10 protein-coding genes are annotated in these 12590 nt (G+C 69.3%); 8 read left to right on the top strand and 2 right to left on the bottom strand.

Annotated features, from left to right (window positions below; all coding sequences use genetic code 11):
* The first annotated feature begins 32 nt into the window (after positions 1-32).
* The 7 genes from purE to AB0O24_RS06215 all read left to right on the top strand — a co-directional run bounded on the left by purE (position 33) and on the right by AB0O24_RS06215 (position 9129).
* Positions 33-500 carry a 5-(carboxyamino)imidazole ribonucleotide mutase gene (gene purE, locus AB0O24_RS06245; protein WP_275797949.1) on the top strand — a complete coding sequence of 156 codons (468 nt, stop codon included), beginning with the start codon at positions 33-35 and terminating at the stop codon, positions 498-500.
* Positions 497-1960: an LCP family protein gene (locus tag AB0O24_RS06240; RefSeq protein WP_363373415.1), complete on the top strand. Its 1464-nt coding sequence runs from the start codon at positions 497-499 to the stop codon at positions 1958-1960. Before purE ends, AB0O24_RS06240 begins: the two co-directional genes overlap by 4 nt.
* A complete protein-coding gene (locus tag AB0O24_RS06235; protein ID WP_307382334.1) occupies positions 1957-3060 on the top strand; it encodes a glycosyl transferase in 1104 nt (367 codons plus the stop codon). The genes AB0O24_RS06240 and AB0O24_RS06235 overlap by 4 nt, the downstream gene beginning before the upstream one ends.
* 51 nt (positions 3061-3111) lie before the next feature.
* The gene (locus AB0O24_RS06230) at positions 3112-4041 is read left to right on the top strand and encodes a glycosyltransferase family A protein (RefSeq protein WP_363373411.1); all 930 of its coding nucleotides are present in this window, start codon (positions 3112-3114) and stop codon (positions 4039-4041) included.
* A gap of 62 nt (positions 4042-4103) precedes the next feature.
* Entirely contained in the window at positions 4104-4628 is a 525-nt protein-coding gene (locus AB0O24_RS06225) for a hypothetical protein (RefSeq protein ID WP_307382329.1), read from the top strand.
* A complete protein-coding gene (locus AB0O24_RS06220) occupies positions 4625-7000 on the top strand; it encodes a VCBS repeat-containing protein (protein WP_363373408.1) in 2376 nt (791 codons plus the stop codon). The genes AB0O24_RS06225 and AB0O24_RS06220 overlap by 4 nt, the downstream gene beginning before the upstream one ends.
* Before the next feature lie 89 nt (positions 7001-7089).
* Positions 7090-9129: a hypothetical protein gene (locus AB0O24_RS06215; protein WP_363373405.1), complete on the top strand. Its 2040-nt coding sequence runs from the start codon at positions 7090-7092 to the stop codon at positions 9127-9129.
* 39 nt (positions 9130-9168) lie between these two features.
* Here AB0O24_RS06215 and AB0O24_RS06210 read toward each other — a convergent pair whose 3' ends face one another.
* Positions 9169-10581 carry a bifunctional dTDP-4-dehydrorhamnose 3,5-epimerase family protein/NAD(P)-dependent oxidoreductase gene (locus tag AB0O24_RS06210; RefSeq protein ID WP_363373402.1) on the bottom strand — a complete coding sequence of 471 codons (1413 nt, stop codon included), beginning with the start codon at positions 10579-10581 and terminating at the stop codon, positions 9169-9171.
* Positions 10582-10586: 5 nt separating this feature from the next.
* A complete protein-coding gene (gene rfbB, locus AB0O24_RS06205; protein WP_363373400.1) occupies positions 10587-11585 on the bottom strand; it encodes a dTDP-glucose 4,6-dehydratase in 999 nt (332 codons plus the stop codon).
* An 83-nt stretch (positions 11586-11668) separates the two neighbouring features.
* Here rfbB and rfbA point away from each other — a divergent pair, with 83 nt between their 5' ends.
* Entirely contained in the window at positions 11669-12553 is an 885-nt protein-coding gene (gene rfbA, locus AB0O24_RS06200; protein WP_307382317.1) for a glucose-1-phosphate thymidylyltransferase RfbA, read from the top strand.
* Positions 12554-12590: the final 37 nt, after the last annotated feature.

Below are 12590 nucleotides of genomic sequence, written 5' to 3'. Positions count from 1 at the left end.
ATTCCTCCGAGACGCCCGTGGTCGGCGTCGTCATGGGCTCCGACTCGGATTGGCGCGTGATGAACGCCGCCTCCGAGGTACTGAGCGAGTTCGGCATCCCGCACGAGGTGGAGGTCGTCTCGGCCCACCGCACGCCCGACAAGCTCGTGCGGTACGGCCGCGAGGCCCGGAGCCGCGGGCTTCGGGCGATCATCGCCGGTGCCGGGGGAGCCGCTCACCTGCCCGGCATGTTGGCATCCGTCACCGCTCTTCCCGTGATCGGCGTGCCCGTCCAGCTGGCCACCCTCGACGGGCTGGACTCGCTGCTGAGCATCGTCCAGATGCCGGCGGGGATCCCGGTCGCCACGGTGTCGATCAACGGGGCGAAGAACGCGGGGCTCCTCGCCGCACGCATCCTCGGGTCGGCGGACGCCGAGATCGCGGATCGGATCGAGGCATACGCCCGCGACCTCGAGAGTCAGGTCGAAGACAAGAACCGACGGCTCAAGGAGTCGCTATGACCCTCGCGCCCCCGCGCGCGTCGTCGCGCTCGCCGCTGGTGGAACAGCGTCCGCTGCGCAACCCCGATCTCGGATCCACCGCGGTCATGACCCGGCGCGGTTGGTGGCTCGTCGTCGCGAACCTCCTCATCCCGGGCTCCGCTCAGGTGCTCGCAGGCAACAGGCGTCTCGGGCGCTTCGGCCTCGCCGCGACCCTGGCACTGTGGGTCGGACTCGTGCTCGTCGCTCTCGGTGCCCTGCTGGCGCCGAGCAGCCTGTTCGCCCTGGCGACCGGATCGTTCATCCCCGACTTCTTGTCGTGGTTCCGCTGGGTTCCGCTCACGATCGTGCAAGCGCTGCTCGTGGGGTACGCCGTGCTGTGGATCGTGTTGACCATCGACACGCTCCGCCTCGTCCGCCTCGTCCGGACCGGCCCGCTCGCGCGATTCGGCATCGCGATCGTCTCGATCGGCCTCACCAGCATGCTCGTGGCCGGGGCGGGGTGGGCGGTGCAGACCGCGGGGACGACCCGCGACACAATCGCCGAGATCTTCGCTCAGTCCGCCCCCGTCGTCCCGCCCTCCGACGGGTACTACAACATCCTGCTGCTCGGCGGCGACTCCGGCGAAGGGCGCGACTCGATGCGCTTCGACAGCATCTCGGTGGTCTCCATCAACGCCTCCACGGGTGCCGTCACGATCACCGGCATCCCGCGCGACATGCCCCATTTCCCCTTCGCGCCTGGTCCGATGCAGGACAAGTACCCGAACGGCCACGAGGGCAAGTTCGACCCGGACTGCGGGTGGGGCAGCGGCATCAACCAGCTGCGCACCGAGGTCGAAGTCTGTCAGGACGGCAAAGCCCTGTACCCGGATGCCGAGTCACGGGGGTCCGAGCCGGGCATCGAGGCCACCAAGGACGCGGCCGAGGGCATCCTCGGCATCCAGATCCCGTACTACGTGCTCCTCGACATGAAGGGGTTCGCCGACGTGGTGGACGCCCTCGGCGGCGTCGACATCACGGTCGACGAGCGACTCCCGAAGGGCGGCCCCGCCTACGACGGGCAGCCCGTCGACGACTGGGCATTCGGGTGGATCGAACCGGGTGCACAGCACATGGACGGCGACACGGCGCAGTGGTACGCGCGTTCGCGGTACACCACGAGCGACTTCGACCGGATGCGGCGTCAGCGGCAGCTGCAGGAGGCGATCCTCGCGCAGTTCACCCCTCAGAACGTCCTCACGCACTTCCAAGAGGTCGCGGCGGCCGGGACCAACACCGTCGAGACCGACCTTCCCCAGAGCCTGATCGCCCCCACGCTGGTCGATCTCGCCCTCAAGGCCAAGGACCAGCCCGTCTCGACCATCGAGCTGACGCCGGAGGGCGGGATCGACGAGTTCGACCCCGACTACGCCCAGGTCCAGCAGATCGTCCACGACAAGCTGCATCCGCCCACCGAGACGGCGGCGCCCTCCCCGTGACCGTCACGCTGCGCGTCGTGCTGGATCAGCTCGTCGCCCCCACGTCCCGCGATCTCGCCGAGGCGTCGGCCTCCTTGGCTCAGGCTCTCGTCGACACCGCCCCGCGCGGCTGCGATGTCGCGAGCATCGTTCCCGCACCCGGGCTCGGCGATGACGCCGGGGTGACCGGCCTGTCGGCCGAGACGCGCCTCAGCATGCGACGGCGCGAGCTCGCGGCATCCTGGCAGCTCGGGGTCGCCCCCGGCGTCGGGAAGGGACTGATCCACTCGCCGACCGCTCTTGCCCCGCTTGTGCGCCACGACCGCGTCAACGAGACGCACCAGATCGTGGTGACCCTGTGGGACCTGCGCGCGTGGGAAGCGCCCGACGAACTGCCCCGCGCCGAGGCGCTCGCCTCGCGCGCGCTGCTCTCCCGCGTGACGAAGCACGCCGACGCCGTGGTCGTCCCGACCCACGCAATGGCCGCGCGGCTGGGAGAAGTGGCCAAGTCCAAGCTCGTGGCGAAGGTCCGCGTGATTGGGGGAGCCCCCGCCGCCGGCATGCGCGTCCCGTCCGACGCGGTGGGACGCCTGCGCGCCCTCGAGCTTCCGACATCGTTCCTCGCGCTCGCGGGTGGCCGCGCCCCGTCCGACGGAGTCGCCGACGCATTCGCCGCCGTCACCGCCGCTGGGTGGGACGGCGACGTCGTCGTCCTCGACGTGCCCGAGGGGGAGGAGCCCGCCGTCGTGGAGCTCGCCGCCGCCGCGGGCATCGCCGAGGCGCGCGTTCACGCCCGCGGTTCGCTCGACCAGTGGGACCGCGCCGCGGTGCTCTCGCACGCCGCCGCGTTCGTGACCGGGTGCGCACGGACGGACTGGCCCTGGCGCGCCGTGGACGCCCTGGCCGTCGGCATCCCGATCGTCGCGGTCGACACCCCCGTCCACCGGGAAGTACTGGCGGATGCCGCGGCGCTCGCCCCCGCGGACGCCCTCGGGGGCGCGTTGGAGAGGGCCCTCGGGGACGACGGCGCACGGCTGCGCGTGCTCGCCGGCGACCGCGCCAAGGGCTTCGCGTGGGAGGCCTGCGCCGACCGGATCTGGGCGCTGCACGCCGAACTCTGAGACCGGCCCGGTGCCGCGTCTCGGCACTCTCCGGCCCCTATGCTCGGACGCATGCCTGCACGCGCCGGGATCGTCATCCGCACCCGTCACCGCCCGGCGTTCCTCCGCCGGGCCCTCGGCGACATCGCCGCCCAGCGGTTCGAGGACTGGCGGCTGATCGTCGTCAACGACGGCGGTGACGCGGCCGAGGTCGACGCCGTCGTCGAGACGGCGGGGCTCGGCGAGCGCGCCGAGGTGATCCACATCCCCGCGGGCGAGGGTGGGCGCTGCATCGCGGCGAACACGGGAGTGCGCGCCCTCGACACGGAGTACGTCGTTCTCCACGACGACGACGACCGCTGGCATCCCGCCTTCCTCGAGCGCACGGTCGCGTGGCTCGACGCGCACCCCGCGCACGGCGCGGTGTCGGCCGCGACCGAGATCGTGTACGAGGAGAACCGCGGCGGGACGTGGATCGAGGTCGGTCGAGCCCCGTTCTGGGCGGGCATGAGCCGGATCTCGCTCGGCGAGATGATGAGCGTGAACCGGGCCGTTCCCATCTCGGTCGTCTATCGTCGCCGCCTGCACGACGAGGTCGGCTGGTACGACGAGACCCTGGATGCCGTCGAGGACTGGGATCTGTATCTGCGGATCCTGCGCGAGCACGAGATCGGGTTCCTCGCGGGGGAGCCGCTCGCGTTCTGGACGCAGCGGCCCGACTCGGTCGGTCTGGACGCGAACAGCATGTTCGGTCTCGCGGCCGAGCACGCGCGCGACGACGCGGTGGTGCGCGACCGCGCTCTCGCCGAGTGGGTACAGCGCGAGGGCCCCGGGCTGCCGCTGTACCTCTCGTCCCTCCACACGCAGCTAGCCGCGCATGTCGACGCGGCCGTCGACCGTCTGAGGGCCGAGCTGCGCGAGGACGTCCGTCGCGAGATCGACGCGCATCAGCCCCTTCTCTCGCGCGTCCGTGGGCTTCGTCGCCGGTTCGGACGTCGATAACGGGCGTCTACCGATCGCGGACAATACCGCGATTCGGACTCCGCGCCCCGCATAATGAACGCGTGAACCCCCGCCACGACACCGTTGTCCCGTCTCGCTCGAGGCGCGCGCGTGTCGCGCTGCCCGCTCTGCTCCTCCTCGTCGGAGCCCTGTCGCTGTCGGCCTGCGCGACGCCGATCCGCGGGGCGGCTCCCTCACCCAGCCCCTCCCTGTCCTCTTCGTCGACCATGTCGCCCGCGCCCACGGCCACGCAGACGCCCGATCCGACGCCGAGCGAGAGCGCTACACCGAACACGCCCTACAACGGCGAGATCCTCGTGGTGACGTCGGAGGTGCGCGAGGGATCACTCGAGGTCACGGCGATGGTGCCGGGGGTCGCCGAGTCGGGCGGGACGTGCACGTTGACGCGCAACGACACCGACGAGACCGTCTCGGTGACGGCCACCGAGGGCAAGGGCGTCACGTACTGCGGGCTGATGTCGCTGCCCATCACCGACGGCGCAACCGAGGTGGCCTTCCACGTCGGCTACGAGTCGCCGCAACTGCGCGCGTTCTCGGCGACCGCGACGATCGAGACCGGTCAGTGACGGCGCGCTCGCGCCGCCGCAGCGTTGCGGCGGTCATCGCGGCCTGGGCCTGCGCGATCGCCGTCCTGGTCGCGGTGCCCGTGGCGCTGCCGGCTACGGTCGCTCCCGTCGACTCCGCCGCGGCCGCCAACGCCTCGGACTGGAACGCGGGCAACATCATCGATGACGCCGTGTTCTACAACGGTGACGCGATGAGCTCCAACGATATCCAGGCATTCATGGAGCGCCAGGTGCCGTCCTGCCGGTCGGGCTACACCTGCATCAAGGACTATCGGCAGAACACCGACGACCGGCCCGCGGACAAGTACTGCAACGGCTACCAGGGACGGCCCAACGAGAGCGCGTCGACCATCATCGACAAGGTCGCGCGTTCCTGCGGGATCAGTCAGAAGGCGCTTCTCGTCCTCCTGCAGAAGGAACAGGGCCTGATCACGTCGACGGCGCCGTCGGACTGGAACTACCAAGCGGCCACGGGCCAGGGATGCCCCGACACGGCTCCGTGCGATCCGTCGACCTCGGGCTTCTTCTACCAGGTCTATTACGGCGCGCGGCAGTTCGAGGTCTACCGTCTCAACCCGACCTGGTGGGGTTACCAGCAGGGTCGGTGGAACAACATCCTCTACAACCCCGACAGCAGCTGCGGCACGCAGCGTGTCTTCATCGAGAATGCGGCCACCGCGGGCCTGTACATCTACACGCCGTACGTGCCGAACCAGGCCGCCCTCAACAACCTGTACGGCACCGGAGACCGCTGCTCGGCCTACGGCAACCGCAACTTCTGGCGGACGTTCACGGACTGGTTCGGGACGACCCGGTACACACCGCCCCGGCCGACCTACGGCGTGGACTCCTCGGTCGTCGCGGTGGACCCGTCGGGCAACGTCGTCTCCTACCCCTTCAAGAGCAGCACGTGGGGTGACCGCGTGCAGACGGCCGGGGGGCTGTCGAAGTCGGATCGGGTGCTCTCGATGGGCGATTTCGACGGTGACGGCCGCCGCGACATGATCGTCCTCGATTCGTCGAAGAAGGTGTGGCTCCGCCCGTTGCAATCGCGCGACGGCGATCTCCCCGCGAAGCGCATCGGCGTCGACTGGTCGGACGCCGCGCTGATCACGGCCGCGGGCGATGCCGACGGCGACGGGGTCCCCGACGTCTATACGACCACCAAGGCCGGCCTGCTGCTGCTCTGGAAGGGCACGGGTTACGGGACGTTCGCCGCCCCGCGGCAGGTGGGCAGCGGATGGACGGGGTTCACCGCGCTCGTCGGCGGCGCGGACATCTCCGGTGACGGCACCCCCGACATCCTCGCGCGTGACGCCTCCGGTGCTCTCTGGGTCTATCGCGGCGACGGCTCGGGCGGCTTTCGAGACGGGCGGGACTATCTGGGCGGCGGCTGGGACACGATGCGGTCCATCCTCGCACCGGGCGACTTCACGGGGAACGGCCGCACGGACATCTTGGCGGTCGACCGGTCCGGCGTGATGTGGGCCTACACGCGCGGCGACGGCGGCACGTTCGGTCGCGTGTCCACGCCCGTGGGCAGCGGATGGTCGGTGATGAGCGTCGTGACCAGCGAGGGACCCAAGCCCGGATGGCGCAAGTCCTTCCCGGGCGGCGCCGGAGACCTCACGGGCGATGGGGCGAGCGACGTCGTTGCCGTATCGAACAAGGGCGTGATGAGCGTGTACCCGGGCAACGGGTCCGGTGGGTGGCTCGGCCCGATCCAGGTGCAGGCCAAGTGGGGCTCGGCGACGGTCGTCCCGCTCGGCGACTTCGACGGCGACGGGCGTGCCGATCTGGGGCGCATCACCTCGGATGGGACGTTCCAGCTCCTGCGGGGCAAGGGAGACGGCACCTTCGCCTCCGCAACCACGATCGGCAGTGGGTGGAGCGGCTTCGGCCTGGTGACCGGCGGTATCGATTTCGACGGTGATCGGCGGGTCGATGTTGTCGCTCGCGATGCCACCGGCGCCCTGCGGCTCTACCGCGGCGACGGGATGGGCGGTTGGCTCACCGGTCAGGGCGAGGTCATCGGGGTGGGATGGAACGTCATCAATTCGCTCTCCGCGGCCGGTGACGTCGACGGCGACAGCATCAACGACTTCATCGCGCGCAAGACGGACGGCACCCTGTGGTTGTACGGGACGAACGGACGGGGCAGTTGGGGGTCCATCCGCCAGATCGGAACCGGCTGGAACGTCTTCAAGACGGTCTTCAGCCCGGGCAACTTCGATGGGAACGGTGGCCCCGACGTCCTCGGCCGCGCCTCGAACGGCGACCTCTACCTCTACCGCGGCGACGGCGGAGGCGGGTGGCAGGGAGATCGGTTCCGTGCCGGCATCGGGTGGGACGTGATGGCGCAGATCCGCTGATCCGGGTCCGCCGCAGTGCGGGTCTGCGCGCGACGCACAGGTCGATGCCCGACACTGGAGGGTCGGCCTTTTCGAGAGAGACCTGCTCCGTGACACACACCTCCTCCCTGAGCGCGCTGCGCGATCGATACGCCCGCTGGACCACCCCGCGTCCCGACGGGCTGCCCAACCGGGCCGTGGTCGGCCTTCCCCTCGGGCTGCTGGGCGTGGTGTTGGTGGCGTTCGTCGCGCTGGGACTCACCGGCTCGTCGACGGGGATCGTCCACGACCTGATCAGCCAGGGAGACGACCCGGCCCTCATCGCGGGAGAGCCGGAAGCGATCCGCAGCGACGAGTGGTTCGTGCAGACCTCGTGGGTGATCTCGCAGGTGGAGCAGGATCTCCCCGCCCGGAACGAGACCTTCCCCGGCGGCATGGATGCCACCGTGCAGAACGACCTGCCCACGACCGACTGGTCGACGGTGCTGCGTCCGCACCTGTGGGGCTTCTTCTTCCTCCCTCTCGATCAGGCGATGGCACTGAAATGGTGGCTACCCGGGTTCGCGGTCATCGGCGCGGGGTACCTTCTCGCGGTCGTGCTGATGCCCCGCCGGCCCGTGGCCGCGGCGGCTCTCTCGGTCGGATTCTTCTTCGCCCCGTTCTTCCAGTGGTGGTACCTGTCGACGACCCTGTATCCGGCGGCATGGGCGTTCCTGGTCATGGCCACGGCGATGTGGTGCGTGCGATCGAGCAGACGCGTCGGAGCGTGGGTGCTGTCGGCGCTCACCGCGTGGACGACTGCAGCCATGGCCGTCGGCGTGTACGCCCCGTTCATCGTGCCCGTGGTGCTCGTCTCGGCGGCGTTCGTCGTCGGTGTCGTCCTCACCCCCGTGCCGCAGGCCGAGTCCTTCGGTGTCCGCGTCCGCCGGCTCGTCCCCCTGCTCGTCGGCGGTGCCGCCGCGGTGTTGGTGACGCTGATCTGGCTCGTCACCCGGTGGTCCACCATCCAGGGCTTCACGTCCACCGTGTACCCGGGGGAGCGGCTGCAGAAGGTCGGCGAGGGCGGCTGGTCGGAAACCGCCCAATTGTTCTGGGGGTTCCTCTCGTTCGATCTGGGCCGCACCGCGGGCCTGCCGTTCGCCGTGAACATGTCGGAAGCGTCGACCTTCTTCCTGCCGGGCATCCTGCTCATCGTCGCCGTCGTCTGGTTGCTCGTCGTCCGGTGGCGGGCGTCACGACGGCTGGATCCCGTGACGATCGCGCTCCTGGTCGTGGGAGCGGTGATGCTCGCTTTCCTGATCGTTCCGGGGTGGGATGCCATCGCCCACCTCCTCTTCCTCGATCGCACGACCTCGCCGCGAATCCGCATCGGCTTCGGCGTGCTCAGCTTCGTCCTCGTCCTCGTCGTCGGTCGCGAGATCGACGAACGTCGCGCGCGCCGGGCCGGGCGGCCTCCGTGGTGGGTCGCCGGCGCCACCGCCGCCGTCGCCCTCGCGTCGATGGCGGTCGTGCTGTGGCGCATCCACCGTGAGACCGGGCTGGACGTGCACTTCGACGGGATCGAACCGTCGGCCGTCGCGGTCGGCGTCATTTCGGCGCTGCTGCTCGTGGCATCCGTCGTCGCCATCGCCCGCGGAGGGATGACCACCGGTGCCATCGGTCTGCTGGTGGTGTCCCTCCTGGCCGGGCTGGGTGTCAACCCGCTCTACCGGGGTGTGCTCGACCTGAGGGACACGGCGACGGTGCATGCGATCCAGCAGCGCGACGAAGAAGAACCGGGCACATGGGTCGGCATCACATCGAGCCAGCTCCCCACCATGATGCTCGTCGAGTCGGGCGTCACGGCGTTGAACGGGTTCCAGGGTGCGCCGTCCCGCGAGATGTGGTCGGAGATCGACCCGACCGGTGCCGCCGAAGAGCGATGGAACCGTCTGGGGATGGTGTCCTGGGTCCTGGGCACGGGCGACCCGTCGCCGCGCAACCCGTATCCCGATCAGGTGCAGATGACCTTCGACGCCTGCGCGCCCTTCGCGCGCGAACACGTCACGTGGGTGTTGAGCGAAGCTCCGATCGACTCGGCGTGCGTCACGCTGTCGGACACCGTCCAGGAAGGCCCGACGACGATGCACATCTACGAGGTCGTCAAGTGATCCGTGCGGGGGCGGACGGCCGCCCCCGCACGGATCCTGTCACGCCGACAGGTAGGAGCGCAGGCGCTCGCGCGCCGGAGCGGTGACGACGGGGCCGTGGTCGGCCAGCTCGAGAACGCTGTTCGACGGCCGGGGCGCGACGGGTGCCGTCGCCGCGGCGAAATACTCCTCGGTGCTGACCCCCGTGACGCGGGAGGGGTCGTGGCCGGTGAGCTCGAAGACGTCGCGTGCGATGTCGTACCACGTCGTGGGATCGCCGGCTCCGGTCACGTTGTAGACGCCGGAGGGTGCTCCCGTCTCGAGCAGCGCGCGCACCGTGGCGGCGAGGTCGGTCGTGAAGGTCAGGCGTCCTCGCTGATCGTTCACGACGCGAGGATCGACACCGCGTTCGGCGAGCGACGCCATCGTGCGGACGAAGTTGTTGCCCTCGCCGATGACCCAGCTCGTCCGCAGGATGTAGTGCCGCGGAACCGCGGAGACGATCGCGTCGCCCGCGGCCTTCGTCTGCCCGTAGACGCCTACGGGCGACACCGGGTCGGTCGTCGCGTACGCGCCCTCTTTCGATCCGTCGAAGACGTAGTCGCTCGAGACGTGCACCAGCGTGATCCCATTGGCCGTCGCGATACGGGCCAACGCGGCCACGGCCGTGACGTTCGCCGCCCAGGCCTCGGTGCGGCCCTCGGGCGTCTCGGCGACATCGACCTTGGTGTACGCGGCGGCATTGACGATCGTGCCGTAGTCGCGCCAGCGGCGCGCGGCATCCAGATCCGGCGAGGTCAGGTCGAGGTCGGCGCGCGTGGCGTACTCGATCCACGGGTGGTCGCCGAACTCCTCGCGCAGGGCCCGGCCGAGCTGGCCGTTGGCCCCGGTCACGAGGATCTTCTTCGGGGGCATCGGCACGACGTCGGCGAGACGCGGGTGGTTCTTGTCCTTCGCGCTGATCTCCACGTCGTCGAGCGGGATCGGCCAGTCGATCGCGGCGGTCTCGTCGGCGAGGTTGAGGAAGGTGTAGGTGGCGTCGGGCGACCAGTGGTCGTTCACGAGGTACGTGTACGCGGTGTCGGGTTCGAGGGTCTGGTACGAGTTGCCGACGCCTCGCGGGACGAAGATCGCCGTCGACGGGTCGAGCTCCGTCGTGAAGACCGCACCGAACGAGTCGCCCTCGCGAAGGTCGACCCACGCGCCGAAGATCCGTCCGGTCGCGACCGACACGTACTTGTCCCACGGTTCGGCGTGGATGCCGCGGGTCGTGCCCACCGCGTCGTTGAACGAGATGTTGTTCTGCACCGGACCGAAGTCGGGCAGGTCGACACCCGCGGCGGTCATCTTCTCGCGCTGCCAGTTCTCTTTGAACCATCCGCGCGCGTCGCCGTGGACGGGGAGATCCAGCACGACGAGCCCGGGGATGGGCGTTTCGCGCACCGACAGCGCCTTGCCGAAATCGATCGACACGGCGGTCACTGTCCCTTGCTGGCGTAGAAGGCTTCGACGCCGTCCTTCGACGGTGCCCACCAGGCCTCGTTGTCGCGATACCACTGGATGGTGGCCGCGAGTCCGGACTCGAAGTCGCCGTACGTCGGCGTCCAGCCGAGCTCGGTTCGCAGCTTGGTGGAGTCGATGGCGTAGCGCAGGTCGTGGCCGGGCCGGTCGGTGACGAGATCGTACGCGTCGGTGGGCTGACCGGCGATCTGCAGAATCAGTTCGACGACGCTCTTGTTGTCTTTTTCGCCGTCCGCGCCGATGAGATAGGTCTCGCCGATCTCGCCCTTGTCGAGGATCGTGAGCACGGCCGAGGAGTGGTCGTCGGCGTGGATCCAGTCACGCACGTTCTCCCCGGTGCCGTAGAGCTTCGGGCGAATTCCGCGGATGACGTTGGTGATCTGGCGGGGGATGAACTTCTCGACGTGCTGGTAGGGGCCGTAGTTGTTCGAGCAGTTGCTGATCGTGGCGCGAACGCCGAAGGAGCGCACCCACGCGCGCACGAGGAGGTCGGACCCGGCTTTCGTCGACGAGTACGGCGATGACGGGTTGTAGGGCGTCGACTCGGTGAAGCGCGCCGGATCGTCGAGCTCGAGATCGCCGTACACCTCGTCGGTCGAGATGTGGTGGAAGCGCACGTCGTGACGGCGCGCGGCTTCGAGCAGCGTGTACGTGCCGATGATGTTGGTGTCGAGGAAGGGGCGCGGGTCGTGCAGCGAGTTGTCGTTGTGCGACTCGGCGGCGTAGTGCACCACGGCGTCGGCCTCAGCCACCAGCGGGTCGACGACGGCCGCGTCGGCGATGTCGCCGACGACGAGACGCACGCGGTCCTCGGGGAGGCCCTCGAGCGACGCGCGGTTGCCCGCGTAGGTGAGCTTGTCGAGCACCGTCACCGTGTGGTCGGTGTGCGCGATGACGTGGTGCACGAAGTTGGAACCGATGAAACCGGCGCCACCGGTCACGAGAAGACGACTCATGGTCCATAGGGTAGCTGGGTTGCTGTTCGGCCCCCGTCCCCGCTGGATTGGCGTGGGTGCCGCGATGAGGGAAACTTGACCCCATGCGCGGAATCATTCTGGCGGGCGGCACGGGCTCGCGACTTCACCCGATCACGTTGGGCATCTCGAAGCAACTGGTGCCGGTCTACGACAAGCCGATGATCTACTATCCGCTGTCGACGCTGATCCTCGCCGGCATCCGCGACATCCTCATCATCACCACCCCGCAGGATTCCGAGCAATTCCAGCGCCTGCTCGGCGACGGCTCGCGTTTCGGCATCTCGTTGACCTACCGCGTTCAGCCCTCGCCCGACGGCCTCGCGCAGGCCTTTCTTCTCGGCGAGGAGCACATCGGCTCCGAGTCGGTCGCTCTCGTGTTGGGCGACAACATCTTCTACGGGCAGGGCATGGGTACGCGTCTGCGCCAGTACACCGATCTCGACGGCGGGGTCGTCTTCGGATACCGCGTCGCCGATCCGACCGCCTACGGCGTCGTGGAGTTCGACCGCGAAGGACGCGTGGTCTCTCTCGAAGAGAAGCCCCTCGTCCCAAAGAGCGATTACGCCGTGCCCGGGCTCTACTTCTACGACAACGACGTCATCGAGATCGCCCGCGAACTGAAGCCGTCGCCTCGCGGAGAGCTCGAGATCACCGACGTGAACCGCACCTACCTCGAGCAGGGGCGTCTGCGCGTCGAGCTGCTCCCACGCGGCACCGCGTGGCTCGACACCGGTACGTTCGACTCGCTCAGCGAGGCGACCGAGTTCATCCGCACGGTCGAGAAGCGCCAGGGGCTGTCCATCGGATGCCCTGAAGAGGTCGCGTGGCGCATGGGGTTCCTCAGCGATGAGGAACTGCGCGAACGCGCGGAGCCGCTCGTCAAGAGCGGATACGGGCAGTACCTGCTCAAGGCCCTTGCACAGGGAAGCGTCGACGGCCCCCTCTAAGCTCGCCGTTGGTCTGCGTGCGGTCAAGGCCCCTGCC

Source organism: Microbacterium sp. NPDC086615 (genome assembly GCF_040686055.1).
Taxonomy (GTDB): Bacteria; Actinomycetota; Actinomycetes; order Actinomycetales; family Microbacteriaceae; genus Microbacterium.
This window is presented reverse-complemented; position numbering and strand designations above follow the sequence as displayed.